The following is a 15755-nucleotide window of genomic DNA, read 5'->3' as shown; positions in this document are numbered from 1 at the left end:
CCAGGGCGGCGGGGGGAGTTCCCCGGTGTACGCCGGGCGGGCCGGGGCAACCCGGCCTACATTGGAACCGGCGCCCCCCACCTCGTCCCAGCCGGAGCCGCAGATGTCGGTCACTCCCGCAGCCGCACCCCGACGGCCCGCAGACGAGCTGCCGTCTGCCGCCGCTCAGCGGACCTCCGCCCTCGGGCCTGATCTCGACGCGCTGCGCCGTCAGGACCCCGAGCTGGCCGAGATCCTCGTCGCCGAGCTCCAACGCCAGTCGGACGGCCTGCAGTTGATCGCCGCCGAGAACTTCACCTCGCGCGCGGTGCTCACCGCGCTCGGCTCCCCGCTCGCCAACAAGTACGCCGAGGGCTACCCCGGCGCCCGCCACCACGGCGGCTGCGAGCTGGTGGACGTGGCCGAGCGCATCGCCGTGGACCGGGCGCGGGCCCTGTTCGGCGCCGAGCACGCCAATGTGCAGCCGCACTCCGGTTCCTCCGCGGTGCTCGCCGCGTACGCCGCGCTGCTGCGGCCCGGCGACACGGTCCTCGCGATGGGGCTGCCGCACGGCGGTCACCTCACGCACGGCTCGCCCGCGAACTTCTCCGGGCGCTGGTTCCACTTCATCGGGTACGGAGTGGAGGCCGAGAGCGGCCTCATCGACTACGAGCAGGTCCGCGCCCTCGCCCGCGCGCACCGGCCGAAGGCCGTGGTCTGCGGCTCCATCTCGTACCCACGGCACATCGACTACGCGGCCTTCCGGGACATCGCCGACGACGTGGGCGCGTATCTGATCGCCGACGCCGCCCACCCCATGGGCCTGGTCGCCGGGGGAGCGGCGCCCAATCCGGTGCCGTACGCGGACGTGGTGTGCGCCACCACGCACAAGGTGCTGCGCGGGCCGCGCGGCGGGATGCTGCTCTGCGGGCACGACCTGGCGGAGCGCATCGACCGGGCGGTGTTCCCGTTCACCCAGGGCGGCGCCCAGATGCACACCATCGCGGCCAAGGCGGTGGCGTTCGGGGAGGCGGCCACCCCGGCCTTCACGGCGTACGCGCACCAGGTGGTCGCCAACGCCCGTGCGCTGGGCGGCGGGCTCGCCGACGCGGGGCTCGTCGTCACCACCGGCGGCACCGACACCCACCTGCTGACCGTCGACCCCGCGCCGTTCGGCTTCGACGCCCGCGCCGCGCGTGGCCGGCTGTCCGCCGCGGGCCTGGTGCTCGACACCTGCGCGCTGCCGCACGGCGACTCCCGCGGGCTGCGGCTCGGTACGGCGGCCGTCACCACACAGGGCATGGGCGAGGCGGAGATGGCGAGCATCGCCGAGCTGTTCGTCACAGCGCTGCGCGCGGACTCCGAACCTGGCCGGTTGCGGGGCGACGTGCGGGAACTCGTGCGCCGATTCCCGCCCTATCCGGACAGATAGCGGCTTCGTACCCGCCGTATCCGGGCTGAAGGCGGGTAGGCGCGGCAGGGTGGAACGGGATCCGTGCAACCATCGTCGATACCCGAAAGTCCTCAACCGTATGCGCGCAAAGCTAGGGTGTGGGGCTGAGTTGGCCAGCGATACCTGTGGGGAAGCCCGTGCGTGAATACCTCCTTGTGCTCTGCGTCACGGCCGCGGTCACCTATCTGCTGACCGGGCCGGTGCGGAAGTTCGCCATCGTCGCGGGGGCGATGCCGGAGATCCGGGCGCGCGATGTGCACCGGGAACCGACGCCGCGGCTCGGCGGGATCGCGATGTTCTTCGGCCTGTGCGCGGGCCTGCTCGTCGCGGACCACCTGGAGAACCTCAACGAGGTCTTCGACAACTCCAACGAACCCCGCGCGCTGCTCTCCGGGGCCGCGCTGATCTGGCTGATCGGCGTCCTGGACGACAAGTTCGAGATCGACGCCCTGGTGAAGCTGGGCGGCCAGATGATCGCGGCCGGCGTCATGGTGATGCAGGGTCTGACGATCCTGTGGGTGCCGGTGCCCGGTGTGGGGTCGGTCTCGCTGACTCCGGGGCAGGGCACGCTCCTCACGGTCGCCCTGGTCCTCGTCACCATCAACGCCGTGAACTTCGTGGACGGCCTCGACGGCCTGGCCGCGGGCATGGTCTGCATCGCCGCCGCGGCGTTCTTCCTGTACGCGTACCGCATCTGGTTCAGCTACGGCATCGAGGCCGCCGCCCCCGCGACCCTGTTCGCGGCGATCCTGATGGGCATGTGCCTCGGCTTCCTGCCGCACAACATGCACCCCGCGCGGATCTTCATGGGCGACTCGGGGTCGATGCTGATCGGCCTGGTGCTGTCGGCGGGTGCGATCTCCATCACCGGTCAGGTCGACCCGGACGCGATGAGCCTGTTCGCCGGTTCGGAGCGGCAGGCGGTGCACCAGACGGTGCCGGTGTACATCCCGCTGCTGCTGCCGCTGACGATCATCGCGGTGCCGGCCGCCGACCTGGTGCTCGCCGTCGTACGCCGCACCTGGCGCGGCCAGTCGCCGTTCGCCGCCGACCGGGGCCACCTGCACCACCGGCTCCTGGAGATCGGCCACTCGCACAGCCGGGCGGTGCTGATCATGTACTTCTGGTCGGCCCTGATCGCCTTCGGCGCACTCGCGTACTCGGTGCACTCCGCGTCGATGTGGATCGTCCTCGTGGCGGTCGCGCTGAGCTTCGTCGGCCTGGTGCTCCTGCTGCTGCCGCGGTTCACACCGCGCACCCCGCGCTGGGCCGAGGGCTTCGTACCGCCGCGCTACCGCCAGCCGTACGGCAGCGCGGAGCCGACGGAGAGTACGGAGCCGGAGGCGTCGTCCGAAGGTCTCAAGGAGTCGGAGGAGTCCGAGGAGTCAGCGGAGTCCGAGGAGCCTGCGCGGCCCGAGAAGTCCACCACCGTCGCGAGTGCCACCGTCGCGCCGCGGGGCAACGGCTCCACGGCCATCGGCGCCCGGTCACGCTTCGTGGAACACGGTTCGTAGGGCCGCACAAGCGGGGGAGTCGGGTGTCCGGAGCGGGTCTCCGGAGCCTCATCCGGCGTACGGGGAGCGGGTGTTGATCAGCTCTCGTACGATCCAACGAGCCGGAACGGGCAACCCCGAACGTAGCTGCGACGTCTCACACTGTGAGGGTGCGGGGAGTGAAATGCCCCCAATACCAGACAAGTTGCAGCCCTGCGCGCACAGACGCGCGCGTTAACTCTCATGTGTGACGGCTTGCACACTCGGCAGGTAAAGACCTCATCAAATAGTTTGTGATACGGTTCACGAGATCCCGGGGTAGGGCCGAAGGACCGTAGTGCGACGGTCGGTTGGCATCAGGAGCTCTCCGTTCCCGGGCTTACGCTCGTCCATGACGACAACTCGTCCCCTTCTTCAGTAAGTGGAGCTGCCGCCATGCAGTCCAATGACGCCCGGACTCTCCTGCCCATTGCTCTGCCCACCGTCGCCGTCGGCGTCATCGCCGCCGTCGTCAGTGCGGTGGTCGCGGGTGGCAAGGGAGCGCTCGGCGCCGTCGTCGCGACCGCGGTGGTCTGTCTCTTCATGGGGCTCGGGATTCTCGGCCTTCAGTTCACGGCCAAGCACTTTCCGCAGCTGTTCCAGGCGGCGGGACTCCTGCTCTATGTAGTGCAGTTGCTCGTGCTGTTCGTGTTCGTCGCCGTCTTCAAAGACACGACTCTCTTCAATCCGAGGGCCTTCGCCATCACCATCATCGTGACGACCGTTGCCTGGGTGATTTCCCAGGCTCGCGCGCACATGAAGGCGAAGATCTTCTACGTAGACCCGGACTCCTCGGACACTCCGAAGAACGAGAATTCGGGGTCCTCGTCATGAGGGGTAGGGCCGGGATAAAGAGCCTTAACAAGTCCTGCTATCGTCCGGTGCCAACTGCGGCACTGCGGGCGCGGGCACACGAGCTGACGCCTGCTTCATCGCGAGGCTCACTGCCTGACTGCCGCCCCCATATCCGAATCACCAGACCGGTGCCGACTCGCGGCTGCACGCCGCGCCGACACAACGAGGTTGCCGTACTTATGCGTCACGCCGAAGGAGCCCGCGGTGAGTGCTGAACAGACCCAGCTCGCCTTTGACTGGAGCTGCCGCATCATGTCCGACAACGGATGTGGCTTCCCGGCGCCGGGCCTGCACTCCTTCCTCTTCAAGCCGATCGCCACCATCGGTGGCTTCGAGTTCAACAAGGTGATGCTGCTCGCGCTCATCACCACGCTGATCGTGGTCACGTTCTTCACCCTTGCGTTCGGCAAGGCGAAGGTCGTCCCGGGCAAGCTCCAGATGATCGGTGAGGCGGGCTACGACTTCGTACGCCGCGGCATCGTGCACGAGACCATGGGCAAGAAGGACGGCGAGAAGTACGTCCCGCTCATGGTGTCGCTGTTCTTCTTCATCTGGATCATGAACATCTGGTCCGTGATCCCGCTGGCCCAGTTCCCGGTGTCGTCGATCTTCGCGTACCCCGTGGTCCTCGCGGCCATCGTGTACCTGACCTGGGTGCCGCTGACCTTCAAGACCCACGGCTTCGTGGGCGGCTGGAAGAACATCACGGGTTACGACCCGTCGCTCGGCCCGATCAAGTGGCTCGTCTCGTTCATCGAGCTCTTCTCGAACCTGCTCGTGCGTCCCTTCACGCACGCGGTCCGACTCTTCGCCAACATGTTCGCCGGTCACCTGATGCTGGTGATGTTCACGGTCGCCTCCTGGTACCTGCTGAACAGCTGGATGATCCCGGCGGCCGGCGTCTCCTTCGTCATGACCATGGTCATGATCCTCTTCGAGCTTTTCGTGCAGGCCGTCCAGGCGTATGTCTTCGTGCTCCTCGCCTGCTCGTACCTCCAGGGCGCACTCGCCAAGCACCACTGAGCAAGGCCGCCCGCAAAACCCCCGAACGCCCGGTGGCCAACCCCCACCGGTCCAAGAAAGAGAAGGAAGACACAGCATGTCCGCTGTTCAGCTTGCCGCAGAGGTCTCCGGCTCCCTCGGTTCCATCGGTTACGGTCTCGCTGCCATCGGCCCCGGCGTCGGCGTCGGCATCGTGTTCGGTAACGGCACCCAGGCCCTGGCTCGTCAGCCCGAGGCCGCCGGTCTGATCCGCGCCAACCAGATCCTCGGCTTCGCCTTCTGTGAGGCGCTCGCCCTCATCGGCATCGTCATGCCGTTCGTTTACGGCCAGTGATCTAGTTCTTCACTGACCACTTTCGACGAAAGGCACTGATGTGATCGCCAACTGGATGCAGCTGGCGGCCGGGGAAGAGCAGAACCCGCTCATCCCGCCCGGCCCCGAGCTGCTCGTCGGCACCATCGCCTTCGCCATCGTCTTCTTCTTCTTCTGGAAGAAGCTTCTCCCGAACATCAACAAGGTTCTGGAGCAGCGCCGGGAGGCGATCGAAGGCGGTATCGAGAAGGCCGAGGCCGCCCAGACCGAGGCCCAGAGCGTGCTCGAGCAGTACAAGGCTCAGCTCGCCGAGGCTCGGCACGAGGCTGCCCGCCTGCGCCAGGAGGCGCAGGAGCAGGGTGCTCAGCTCATCGCCGAGATGCGCGCCGAGGGCCAGCGGCAGCGTGAGGAGATCATCGCTGCCGGCCACACCCAGATCGCCGCGGACCGCAAGGCCGCTTCGCAGTCGCTGCGTCAGGACGTCGGCCAGCTGGCCACGACCCTGGCGGGCAAGCTGGTCGGAGAGTCCCTCGAGGACCACGCCCGGCAGAGCCGCACCATCGACCGCTTCCTCGACGAGCTCGAGGAGAAGGCCGAGGCGGCTCGATGACAGCGCACGGAGCGAGCCGCGAGGCACTTGCCGCCGCGCGCGAGCGTCTTGACGCGCTGACCGACAACACGTCGGTGGACGCGGCCGCGCTCGCGGACGAGCTGGCCGCCGTCACCGCGCTGCTCGACCGCGAGGTGTCGCTGCGTCGGGTCCTGACCGACCCGGCGCAGGCCGCAGAGGCCAAGGCCGAGCTCGCGAACCGCGTGCTCGGCGGGCAGGTCTCCGCCGACACCGCCGATGTGGTGGCCGGCGTGGTCCGGTCCCGCTGGTCGCAGTCGCGTGACGTGGTGGACGCGTTCGAGGAGCTGGCGGACATCGCCGACCTCACCGCCGCGCAGCGCGCCGGCAAGCTCGACAACGTCGAGGACGAGCTGTTCCGCTTCGGGCGGATCGTCGCGTCCAGCACCGACCTGCGGGCCGCGCTCACCAGCCGCTCCGCCGCCGGATCGGCCAAGGGCGAGCTGCTGCGCAGCCTGCTCGGCGGTCGTGCGGAGGCCACCACGGAGCGACTGATCACGCGTCTGGTGACCCACCCGCGTGGACGTAGCCTGGAAGCGGGACTCGAGTCCCTGTCCAAGCTCGCCGCGGACCGCCGGAACCGTACGGTCGCGATCGTCACCTCGGCCGTGCCGCTGTCCGACGGACAGAAGCAGAAGCTGGCGGGTTCGCTGGCCAAGCTGTACGGCCGGCAGATGCACCTCAACCTCGACGTGGACCCTGAGGTCCTCGGCGGGATCCGGGTGCAGGTGGGCGACGAGATCATCAACGGTTCCATCGCGGACCGGGTCGATGACGCGAGCCGCCGGATGGCCGGCTGACGACAACCTGGTCCTTCCAGGTCGTCGTACACCAACTCAACAAGCATTGCTAACGGCCCGAGTTGGGCCGTGCAGAGGATTCCTGGGGGCTGACCCCAGACCCCCCAAGAACACTTCGGGCCCAACAAGGAGAGCAGGGAACCCAGATGGCGGAGCTCACGATCCGGCCGGAGGAGATCCGGGACGCGCTGGAGAACTTTGTCCAGGCGTACAAGCCGGACGCGGCCTCGCGCGAGGAGGTCGGTACGGTCACCCTGGCCGGCGATGGCATCGCGAAGGTCGAGGGCCTGCCCTCGGCCATGGCAAACGAGCTGCTGAAGTTCGAGGACGGCACCCTCGGTCTCGCCCTCAACCTTGAGGAGCGCGAGATCGGCGCCGTCGTCCTCGGCGAGTTCAGCGGCGTCGAGGAGGGCCAGCCGGTCAGCCGTACCGGCGAGGTCCTGTCGGTGGCCGTCGGCGAGGGCTACCTCGGCCGTGTCGTCGACCCGCTCGGCGCCCCGATCGACGGCCTCGGCGAGATCGAGACCAGCGGACGTCGCGCCCTCGAGCTGCAGGCCCCCACGGTCATGGACCGCAAGTCGGTCCACGAGCCGATGGAGACCGGCTACAAGGCCGTCGACGCGATGACCCCGATCGGCCGTGGCCAGCGTCAGCTGATCATTGGTGACCGTCAGACCGGTAAGACCGCTCTGGCCGTCGACACGATCATCAACCAGCGCGACAACTGGCGCACCGGTGACGTGAACAAGCAGGTGCGCTGCATCTACGTCGCCATCGGTCAGAAGGGCTCGACCATCGCCTCCGTGCGTGGCGCCCTCGAAGAGGCCGGCGCGCTCGAGTACACGACGATCGTCGCCGCCCCGGCGTCCGACCCGGCGGGCTTCAAGTACCTGGCCCCGTACACCGGTTCGGCCATCGGTCAGCAGTGGATGTACGAGGGCAAGCACGTCCTCATCATCTTCGACGACCTGTCGAAGCAGGCCGACGCCTACCGCGCCGTGTCCCTGCTGCTCCGTCGTCCGCCGGGCCGTGAGGCCTACCCGGGTGACGTCTTCTACCTGCACTCCCGCCTCCTCGAGCGCTGCGCCAAGCTCTCGGACGAGATGGGCAAGGGCTCGATGACCGGTCTGCCGATCGTCGAGACCAAGGCGAACGACGTGTCGGCGTTCATTCCGACCAACGTCATCTCCATCACCGACGGCCAGTGCTTCCTGGAGTCGGACCTCTTCAACGCCGGTCAGCGCCCCGCGCTGAACGTCGGTATCTCCGTCTCCCGAGTCGGTGGTTCCGCGCAGCACAAGGCGATGAAGCAGGTCTCCGGCCGCCTCCGCGTGGACCTCGCCCAGTTCCGTGAGCTCGAGGCGTTCGCTGCCTTCGGTTCCGACCTGGACGCCGCGTCGAAGGCATCGCTCGAGCGCGGTCAGCGGATGGTCGAGCTGCTCAAGCAGGACCAGTACCAGCCGATGGCCACCGAGGACCAGGTCGTCTCCGTCTGGGCCGGCACCACCGGCAAGATGGACGACGTACCGGTGGCGGACGTGCGCCGCTTCGAGCGCGAGCTGCTCGACCACCTGCACCGCAAGGAGCAGGGCCTGATGACCTCCATCAAGGAGGGCGGCAAGCTGTCGGACGACACCCTGACGGCCATCGCCGACGCCATCGCCGAGTTCAAGAAGCAGTTCGAGACCTCGGACGGCAAGTTGATCGGCGAGGACGCTCCGGCAACCGTCGACGTCTCCAAGTGACGACGGAAGGGACCTGACTCATGGGAGCCCAGCTCCGGGTCTACAAGCGTCGTATCAAGTCCGTCACCGCGACGAAGAAGATCACCAAGGCGATGGAGATGATCGCCGCCTCGCGTGTCGTCAAGGCGCAGCGCAAGGTGGCGGCCTCCACGCCGTACGCGACCGAGCTCACCCGCGCGGTCACCGCGGTGGCGACGGGGGCGAACGACAAGCACCCGCTCACCACCGAGGTGGAGAACCCGACCCGGGCCGCGGTCCTGCTCCTCACGAGCGACCGCGGTCTGGCCGGCGCCTTCAACTCCAACGCCATCAAGGCGGCGGAACAGCTCAGCGAGAAGCTGCGGGCCGATGGCAAGGAGGTCGACACCTACATCGTCGGCCGCCGTGGCATCGCGCACTACAACTTCCGGGAGCGGAAGATCTCCGGCGAGTGGACGGGCTTCACGGACCAGCCCGACTACGCGGACGCGAAGGCGATCGCTGCTCCTCTGATCGAGGCCATCGAGACGGAGACGGCCGAGGGCGGCGTGGATGAACTCCACATCGTCTACACCGAGTTCGTCTCGATGATGACGCAGAACGCGGTCGAGGCCCGGCTGCTGCCGCTGAGCCTCGAAGAGGTCGCCGAAGAGGCGGGCACCAAGGACGAGATCCGCCCGCTGTACGACTTCGAGCCCTCGGGTCAGGACGTCCTCGACGCCCTGCTTCCGCGGTACGTCGAGAGCCGTATCTACAACGCGCTGCTTCAGTCGGCCGCCTCCAAGCACGCGGCCACGCGCCGCGCGATGAAGTCGGCGACCGACAACGCGGGTGATCTGATCACAGCGCTCACCCGCTCTGCCAACGCGGCCCGCCAGGCCGAAATCACCCAGGAAATCAGCGAGATCGTCGGTGGCTCCGCAGCCCTGACCGACGCGACCGCGGGGAGTGACAAGTAATGACCACCACTGTTGAGACGGCGACGGCGACGGGCCGTGTCGCCCGTGTCATCGGCCCGGTCGTCGACGTGGAGTTCCCCGTCGACGCGATGCCGGAGATCTACAACGCGCTGCACGTCGAGGTCGCCGACCCGGCGAACGAGGGCGAGAAGAAGACGCTGACCCTCGAGGTCGCCCAGCACCTGGGTGACGGCGTGGTCCGCGCGGTCTCCATGCAGCCCACCGACGGCCTGGTCCGCCAGGCCACGGTGACCAACACCGGCGCCGGCATCACCGTGCCGGTCGGTGACTTCACCAAGGGCAAGGTCTTCAACACCCTCGGTGAGGTGCTGAACCACCCGGAGGAGAACGGCAAGGAGTCCGAGCGCTGGTCCATCCACCGCAAGGCCCCTGCCTTCGACCAGCTCGAGTCCAAGACCGAGATGTTCGAGACCGGCCTGAAGGTCGTCGACCTTCTCACCCCGTACGTCAAGGGTGGAAAGATCGGTCTGTTCGGTGGCGCGGGTGTGGGCAAGACCGTCCTCATCCAGGAAATGATCATGCGTGTGGCCAAGCTGCACGATGGTGTTTCCGTGTTCGCCGGTGTCGGCGAGCGCACCCGTGAGGGCAACGACCTCATCGACGAGATGGAAGAGTCGGGCGTGCTCGACAAGACCGCTCTCGTCTTCGGTCAGATGGATGAGCCGCCGGGCACGCGTCTTCGCGTCGCGCTCTCCGCGCTCACCATGGCGGAGTACTTCCGTGACGTGCAGAAGCAGGACGTTCTGCTCTTCATCGACAACATCTTCCGCTTCACCCAGGCCGGTTCCGAGGTCTCCACGCTGCTCGGGCGCATGCCCTCCGCGGTGGGTTACCAGCCGACCCTGGCGGACGAGATGGGTGTGCTCCAGGAGCGCATCACCTCGACCCGTGGTCACTCGATCACCTCGATGCAGGCGATCTACGTCCCCGCGGACGACCTGACCGACCCGGCCCCGGCCACCACGTTCGCCCACCTCGACGCGACGACGGTTCTCTCCCGTCCGATCTCCGAGAAGGGCATCTACCCGGCCGTGGACCCGCTGGACTCCACGTCCCGCATCCTGGACCCGCGCTACATCGCGCAGGACCACTACGACGCGGCCAGCCGTGTCAAGGGAATCCTGCAGAAGTACAAGGACCTCCAGGACATCATCGCGATCCTCGGTATCGACGAGCTGGGCGAAGAGGACAAGCTTGTTGTCCACCGCGCCCGTCGCGTCGAGCGCTTCCTGTCGCAGAACACCCACGCCGCCAAGCAGTTCACCGGCCTGGACGGTTCGGACGTGCCGCTCGACGAGTCGATCGCCGCGTTCAACGCGATCTGCGACGGCGAGTACGACCACTTCCCCGAGCAGGCGTTCTTCATGTGCGGTGGCATCGAGGACCTCAAGGCGAAGGCCAAGGAGCTCGGCGTCTCCTGAGTCCCCTGACTCACGGGAGGGGTGGGCGCGTCCCGCCCCTCCCGGTACGCCTACTAGAATTTGACCCAACACCCGGCAGAACGCGCCGGGTGGTGACCCGAGGAGCCAACCTTGGCTGCTGAGCTGCACGTCGAGCTGGTCGCCGCCGACCGCCAGGTCTGGGCCGGCGAGGCCACCCTGGTCGTGGCACGGACCGCCTCCGGCGACATCGGCGTCATGCCCGGTCACCAGCCGCTGCTCGGTGTGCTGGAGTCGGGCCCTGTGACCATTCGTACGACCTCCGAGTCGGAGGGCGGCACGATCGTCGCCGCGGTACACGGCGGTTTCGTCTCGTTCGCGGACAACAAGCTCTCGCTGTTGGCCGAGGTCGTGGAACTGGCCGACGAGATCGATGTTCAGCGTGCGGAGCGGGCGCTCGAGCGTGCCAAGTCGGAGGCCGACGCGGCCGCCGAACGGCGCGCCGATGTCCGCCTCCGTGCGGTGGCGGCGGGCTGACAACAGCGCGACGCCAGACAGTGTGTGACTCAGCCGCGGCCAGGACCGGAGCATTCCGGACCGGGCCGCGGCTGAGGCAATGCGGGTGCAAGGTCGGTTTGCGTGACTGGACGATGCGAGGAGGTCGATGCCGATGATCCTCGCTGTGGTTGTGTGTGCGCTGGTAGTCGTGCTCGTGTTGGTGGGACTCTTCGTCTTCGGACTGCGCAGACGGTTGATCCAGCGCTCCGGCGGCACCTTCGACTGCTCCCTGCGGTGGAACGCCCCGGAGGCGGGCGACACTTCGGGCAAGGGCTGGAGCTACGGCGTGGCCCGTTACAACGGTGACCGCATCGGCTGGTTCCGGGTCTTCTCGTACGCCCCGCGGCCGCGCCGTGTGCTTGAACGGTCCGCGATCGAGGTCGTGGACCGGCGGGCTCCGGACGGTGAGGAGGAGCTCGCGCTGCTCTCCGACGCGATCGTGCTCGGCTGTACGCATCACGGGACGCGGATCGAGCTGGCGATGAGCGAGGACGCGCTGACCGGCTTTCTCGCCTGGCTCGAGGCGGCGCCTCCGGGGCAGCGCGTGAACGTCGCGTAGCGACCTGTACGACGAAGAAGCCGGGCCACGGGGGACGTTCCCGTGGCCCGGCTTCCGTATGGGCCGGCTTCCGTAGGGGCTCGTGGGGTTACTTCAGGCCGCTGTCGATGGCGCTGACCAGTTCGCCGTCGGCCGTGTCGCCGCTGAACTCCCAGAAGAACGCGCCGCCGAGTGACTGGTTCTTCGCCCAGCCCATCTTCGAGTTGACGGTCGCGGGGGTGTCGTAGGACCACCAGTCGCTGCCGCAGTGGGCGTAGGCGGTGCCCGCGACCGTTCCGTTGGCCGGGCACTTGGACTTGAGGACCTTGTAGTCCTCGATGCCCGCTTCGTACGTACCGGCGGCCGGGCCCGTGGCCGTGCCTCCGGGTTCCTTCTGGGTGACTCCGGTCCAGCCGCGGCCGTAGAAGCCGATGCCGAGCAGCAGCTTCTTCGCGGGGACGCCCTTGGCCTTCAACTTCGCGATGGCTTCGGCGGAGTTGAAGCCCTGCTGCGGGATGCCCGCGTACGAGGTGAGCGGGGAGTGCGGGGCGGTGGGGCCGTTCTTCGCCCAGGCGCCGAAGAAATCGTAGGTCATCACGTTGTACCAGTCGGTGTACGCGGCGGCGCCGCCGTAGTCCGCCGCGTCGATCTTGCCGCCGGCCGAGGCGTCGGCCGTGATGGCGGCCGTGACCAGGTTGTCCGGGCCGAACGCGGTACGGAAGGCCTGCATCATCGTCCTCATGGCGGCGGGGCCGCTGGTGTCGCAGCTCAGGCCGCAGGCGTTGGGGTACTCCCAGTCCAGGTCGATGCCGTCGAAGACATCGGCCCAGCGCGGGTCCTCGACCAGGTCGTGGCAGGACTTGGCGAAGGCCGCCGGGTTCTTCATCGCGTCGGTGAAGCCGCCGGACCAGGTCCAGCCGCCGAAGGACCAGATCACCTTGATGTGCGGGTACTTGGCCTTGAGCTTGCGCAGCTGGTTGAAGTTGCCGCGCAGCGGCTGGTCCCAGGTGTCGGCCTTGCCGTCCACGGACTGGTCGGCGGTGTACGCCTTGTCGTAGTCGGCGTAGGCGTCGCCGATGGTGCACTTGCCGCCCTGGACGTTGCCGAAGGCGTAGTTGATGTGCGTGATCTTGGCGGCGGAACCGGAGGTGTCCAGGTTCTTGACGTGGTAATTGCGGCCGTAGACACCCCAGTTGGTGAAGTATCCGAGCTTGACCTGGTCGCCGGGGCCGGGGCCCGGGTCGGTGCCGCCGCCAGTGGTGCGGACCTTCACGGCGCCGCTGACCGGGCCGGTCTGGCCGGCGCTGTCGCGGGCCTGCACCGTGTACGAGTAGTCGGTGCCCTTGGTCAGGCCGGTGTCGGTGTGGCTGGTGCCGGTGACCGTGGCGACCTTGGTGCCGTCGCGCAGTACGTCATAGTTCTTGACGCCGTTGTCGTCGGTGGCCGCGCTCCAGCTGAGCTTGACCGAGGTGTCGGTGGCGTCCGTGGCCGTGGGGGTGCCGGGCGCCGAGGGCGGGTTGTCGCCCGGGACGCTGCCGCCGTCACAACTGGCGCCGTTCAGCGTGCAGTTGGCGGGAGCGCCGGTGCCGGTGCCGTTGAAGCCGAAGGTGAGCGAGGCGCCGGGGGCGAGCGTCCCGTTCCAGGCCTTGTTCTTGGCGGTCCAGCGGGTGCCGCTGTTCGTGACGTCGGCGTCCCAGGAGGACGTGATCCTGGTGTCGGCGGGGAAGTCCCACGCGACCGACCAGCTGTCGAGGGCCGTGGTGCCGGTGTTCTTCACCGTCCACTTGCCCTCGAAGCCGGCGCCCCAGTCCTGGGTCTTGGTGTACGTGGCGGTGGCGGAGCTCGCGGCCGTGGCGGGGGTGGCCAGGGCGACGAGGGAGGCGAGCGGGAGCAGCAGGGTTGTCAGCCCTGCCGTGAGCTTGTGCCGTGATCTGAGTCTGAAGCGCATGGTGCGCCTCCTCGAGATGAGGTCCGGACGTATGGGGTGGGGGGACCCTGCGACGTCCGTGAGCGCACGTCGTGGACGTGTGGTGTGCTCACCGCAGTGCGGCGAGATTAGAAAGGTCTGGACCTTACGTCAATAGGTCTGGACCACTGGATCTCCATGGCGCCCTGATCCCGCCCCGGCCCTGTCCTGATCCAGCCCTGCCCCCGCCCCGATTGCGCTCACACCCTCAACTCCTGTGCCAGTACGGCCGCTTGGACCCGGCTGCGCAGTCCCAGTTTGGCGAGGAGCCGGCTCACATGGGTCTTCACGGTGGCTTCCGCCATGTCCAGCCGGACCGCGATCTCCGCGTTGGACAGGCCCTGGCCGAGGCAGGAGAGCACCTCGCGCTCGCGCCGGGTGAGCGCGTCCAGCACCGCCGGGTCGGTGCCGCTCTCGGCGCGTACCGGCTCGGCGGCGAACTCCGCGATCAGGCGGCGGGTCACGGCCGGTGCGATCAGGCCCTCCCCGCGCGCCACCGTACGGACCGCTTCGAGCAGGTCCTTGGCGTCGGTGTTCTTGAGCAGGAAGCCCGCGGCGCCCGCGCGCAGCGCCCCGAAGACGTACGCGTCGAGGTCGAAGGTGGTCAGTACGAGCACGTCCGCGAGGCCCTCGGCGACCACCTGGCGGGTGGCGCCGACGCCGTCGAGGCGGGGCATCTGGATGTCCATCAGGACCAGATCCGGGCGGAGTTCGCGGGCGCGGGCGACCGCCTCCTCGCCGTCCGCGGCCTCCCCGACGACCTCGATGTCCGGGGCGCTGCGCAGGATGAGCACCAGGCCCGCGCGCACCGCCGACTGATCCTCGGCGACCAGGACCCGGATCATTCGCTTCCTCCTTGAGACAGGTGTGACACGGCTTCCCCGGCGGGCAGTACGGCCCGTACGTACCAGACCTTGCCCCGGCCGTCGTCGCGTGGCGCCGCCTCGAACCGGCCGCCGAGCAGCGTGGCCCGCTCCCGCATGCCGACGAGGCCGGCGCCCGAGCCCGGTGCGCGGGGTCCTGAGGGCTCGCCGAAGGGGCTGGTCACGGTCACGGTGAGGGTGCCGTCGGACAGGTCGAGGGTGACGTGCACGGGGCCGGGGGCGGCGTGCTTGAGGGCGTTGGTGAGGGACTCCTGCACGATCCGGTACGCGGCCAGCTCGACCGGGGCGGGCAGCCGGGGCGAGCCGGGCGGGCGGCGGTCGTCGAGGTGGAGGTCGAGGCCGTTGGCGCGGGCCTGGCCGGTGAGGGTGCCGAGGCCTTCGAGGGTGGGCGCGGCGGCCGGTTCGTGGTCGCCGCTGCCGTCCCTGAGCAGGCCGATGAGGCGGCGCATCTCGGCCAGTCCGTCGACGCTGTTCTCGCGGATCACGCCGAGCGCGTCGCGGGTGGTGCCCGGGTCGTCGAGGGAGAGCGCGGCGGTGGAGTGGATGGCGATGGCGGAGAGGTGGTTGGCGACCATGTCGTGCAGCTCGCGGGCCATCCGGGCGCGCTCGGCGATGACGGCCTGGGCGCGGTCCATCTCGGCGAGCAGCGCGGTCTGTTCGGCGCGGAGCCGGGCCGTCTCGGCGGCGTCGCGGTGGTTGCGGACGATCGCTCCGGTGGTGGCCGGGGCGAAGCCGACCAGGCCCACCATGACGCCGAGCAGCACCGCCTCCGGCTTCTGGAACCAGGCCACGAACGCGATCGTCGACGCCACCGTGACCAGGCCCGTCGTCCACGGGATGCGGCGGGCGGCGGCGGGCGAGCCGTACAGGACGGCCGCGTACGCGAGGTCCGCGAAAAGCAGGATGGTGACCAGGCTGCCGGGCGTGAACTGGTCGGCCACGAGCAGCAGCGTGCCCGCCGCGAGCGCGGTCTGCGGCAGCGTGCGGCGCAGCAGCTCAAGGGCGGACATGAGGACGAGCGGTACGAGCAGCCAGGCGTCGGGCAGTTCGGGGACCGGCGAGGTGCGCAGGCCGAGGCCGATCGCCCAGAGCGCCAGGCCGCCGAGGAGCCCGGCGACCGCGATGAGGACGTCGACGCGGTGCGGCCGGGGCAGGGCCGTACGG

15 protein-coding genes are annotated in these 15755 nt (G+C 68.8%); 12 read left to right on the top strand and 3 right to left on the bottom strand.

Going from position 1 to position 15755, the window contains the following annotated elements; genetic code table 11:
- The first annotated feature begins 103 nt into the window (after positions 1-103).
- From glyA to GUY60_RS08880, 12 genes are all read left to right on the top strand, one after another.
- Positions 104-1411, top strand: coding sequence for a serine hydroxymethyltransferase (gene glyA / locus GUY60_RS08935; protein ID WP_161695649.1), 1308 nt, complete (start codon positions 104-106; stop codon positions 1409-1411).
- A gap of 158 nt (positions 1412-1569) precedes the next feature.
- On the top strand, positions 1570-2946 hold the full coding sequence (locus tag GUY60_RS08930) for an MraY family glycosyltransferase (RefSeq protein WP_161695647.1): 1377 nt from the start codon (positions 1570-1572) through the stop codon (positions 2944-2946).
- A 414-nt stretch (positions 2947-3360) separates the two neighbouring features.
- Positions 3361-3798 (top strand): Cg1360 family ATP-synthase-associated protein, encoded by a 438-nt coding sequence (locus GUY60_RS08925; protein ID WP_161695645.1) that lies wholly within the window; start codon positions 3361-3363, stop codon positions 3796-3798.
- A 225-nt stretch (positions 3799-4023) separates the two neighbouring features.
- Positions 4024-4842, top strand: coding sequence for a F0F1 ATP synthase subunit A (gene atpB, locus GUY60_RS08920; RefSeq protein WP_512700832.1), 819 nt, complete (start codon positions 4024-4026; stop codon positions 4840-4842).
- A gap of 76 nt (positions 4843-4918) precedes the next feature.
- Positions 4919-5155: an ATP synthase F0 subunit C gene (atpE, locus tag GUY60_RS08915; RefSeq protein ID WP_161695643.1), complete on the top strand. Its 237-nt coding sequence runs from the start codon at positions 4919-4921 to the stop codon at positions 5153-5155.
- Between the two features lie 40 nt (positions 5156-5195).
- Positions 5196-5744, top strand: coding sequence for a F0F1 ATP synthase subunit B (locus tag GUY60_RS08910; RefSeq protein ID WP_161695641.1), 549 nt, complete (start codon positions 5196-5198; stop codon positions 5742-5744).
- Complete coding sequence (locus GUY60_RS08905) at positions 5741-6562, top strand: F0F1 ATP synthase subunit delta (RefSeq protein WP_161695639.1); 822 nt, start codon at positions 5741-5743, stop codon at positions 6560-6562. Before GUY60_RS08910 ends, GUY60_RS08905 begins: the two co-directional genes overlap by 4 nt.
- 146 nt (positions 6563-6708) lie before the next feature.
- The gene (gene atpA / locus GUY60_RS08900) at positions 6709-8307 is read left to right on the top strand and encodes a F0F1 ATP synthase subunit alpha (RefSeq protein ID WP_161695637.1); all 1599 of its coding nucleotides are present in this window, start codon (positions 6709-6711) and stop codon (positions 8305-8307) included.
- Between the two features lie 20 nt (positions 8308-8327).
- The gene (locus tag GUY60_RS08895; RefSeq protein ID WP_161695635.1) at positions 8328-9245 is read left to right on the top strand and encodes a F0F1 ATP synthase subunit gamma; all 918 of its coding nucleotides are present in this window, start codon (positions 8328-8330) and stop codon (positions 9243-9245) included.
- On the top strand, positions 9245-10687 hold the full coding sequence (atpD, locus tag GUY60_RS08890; protein WP_161695633.1) for a F0F1 ATP synthase subunit beta: 1443 nt from the start codon (positions 9245-9247) through the stop codon (positions 10685-10687). The genes GUY60_RS08895 and atpD overlap by 1 nt, the downstream gene beginning before the upstream one ends.
- Before the next feature lie 111 nt (positions 10688-10798).
- Entirely contained in the window at positions 10799-11182 is a 384-nt protein-coding gene (locus GUY60_RS08885; protein WP_161695631.1) for a F0F1 ATP synthase subunit epsilon, read from the top strand.
- Between the two features lie 133 nt (positions 11183-11315).
- Complete coding sequence (locus GUY60_RS08880) at positions 11316-11762, top strand: DUF2550 domain-containing protein (protein WP_161695629.1); 447 nt, start codon at positions 11316-11318, stop codon at positions 11760-11762.
- Between the two features lie 88 nt (positions 11763-11850).
- On the opposite strand, the gene GUY60_RS08875 is transcribed toward GUY60_RS08880, so the two are convergent.
- The 3 genes from GUY60_RS08875 to GUY60_RS08865 form a co-directional block, all read right to left on the bottom strand.
- A complete protein-coding gene (locus tag GUY60_RS08875; RefSeq protein ID WP_161695627.1) occupies positions 11851-13689 on the bottom strand; it encodes a glycoside hydrolase family 18 chitinase in 1839 nt (612 codons plus the stop codon).
- A gap of 218 nt (positions 13690-13907) precedes the next feature.
- Positions 13908-14552: a response regulator gene (locus GUY60_RS08870; protein WP_161695625.1), complete on the bottom strand. Its 645-nt coding sequence runs from the start codon at positions 14550-14552 to the stop codon at positions 13908-13910.
- Entirely contained in the window at positions 14549-15745 is a 1197-nt protein-coding gene (locus GUY60_RS08865; RefSeq protein ID WP_161695669.1) for a sensor histidine kinase, read from the bottom strand. The genes GUY60_RS08870 and GUY60_RS08865 overlap by 4 nt, the downstream gene beginning before the upstream one ends.
- Positions 15746-15755 lie beyond the last annotated feature (10 nt).

Origin of the sequence: Streptomyces boluensis (assembly GCF_009908195.1) — a bacterium.
GTDB classification, from domain to species: domain Bacteria; phylum Actinomycetota; class Actinomycetes; order Streptomycetales; family Streptomycetaceae; genus Streptomyces; species Streptomyces boluensis.
Note: the sequence above shows the minus strand (reverse complement) of the source record. Positions and strands in the feature narration are given on the sequence as shown.

What these genes read in the sequence shown, in the direction of transcription:
- atpA (WP_161695637.1), top strand. Translation starts at nt 6,709, where the DNA reads ATGGCGGAGCTCACGATCCGGCCGGAGGAGATCCGGGACGCGCTGGAG.
- GUY60_RS08880 (WP_161695629.1), top strand. Translation starts at nt 11,316, where the DNA reads ATGATCCTCGCTGTGGTTGTGTGTGCGCTGGTAGTCGTGCTCGTGTTG.
- atpD (WP_161695633.1), top strand. Translation starts at nt 9,245, where the DNA reads ATGACCACCACTGTTGAGACGGCGACGGCGACGGGCCGTGTCGCCCGT.
- atpE (WP_161695643.1), top strand. Translation starts at nt 4,919, where the DNA reads ATGTCCGCTGTTCAGCTTGCCGCAGAGGTCTCCGGCTCCCTCGGTTCC.
- GUY60_RS08870 (WP_161695625.1), bottom strand. Translation starts at nt 14,552, where the DNA reads ATGATCCGGGTCCTGGTCGCCGAGGATCAGTCGGCGGTGCGCGCGGGC.
- GUY60_RS08895 (WP_161695635.1), top strand. Translation starts at nt 8,328, where the DNA reads ATGGGAGCCCAGCTCCGGGTCTACAAGCGTCGTATCAAGTCCGTCACC.
- GUY60_RS08905 (WP_161695639.1), top strand. Translation starts at nt 5,741, where the DNA reads ATGACAGCGCACGGAGCGAGCCGCGAGGCACTTGCCGCCGCGCGCGAG.
- GUY60_RS08925 (WP_161695645.1), top strand. Translation starts at nt 3,361, where the DNA reads ATGCAGTCCAATGACGCCCGGACTCTCCTGCCCATTGCTCTGCCCACC.
- GUY60_RS08875 (WP_161695627.1), bottom strand. Translation starts at nt 13,689, where the DNA reads ATGCGCTTCAGACTCAGATCACGGCACAAGCTCACGGCAGGGCTGACA.
- glyA (WP_161695649.1), top strand. Translation starts at nt 104, where the DNA reads ATGTCGGTCACTCCCGCAGCCGCACCCCGACGGCCCGCAGACGAGCTG.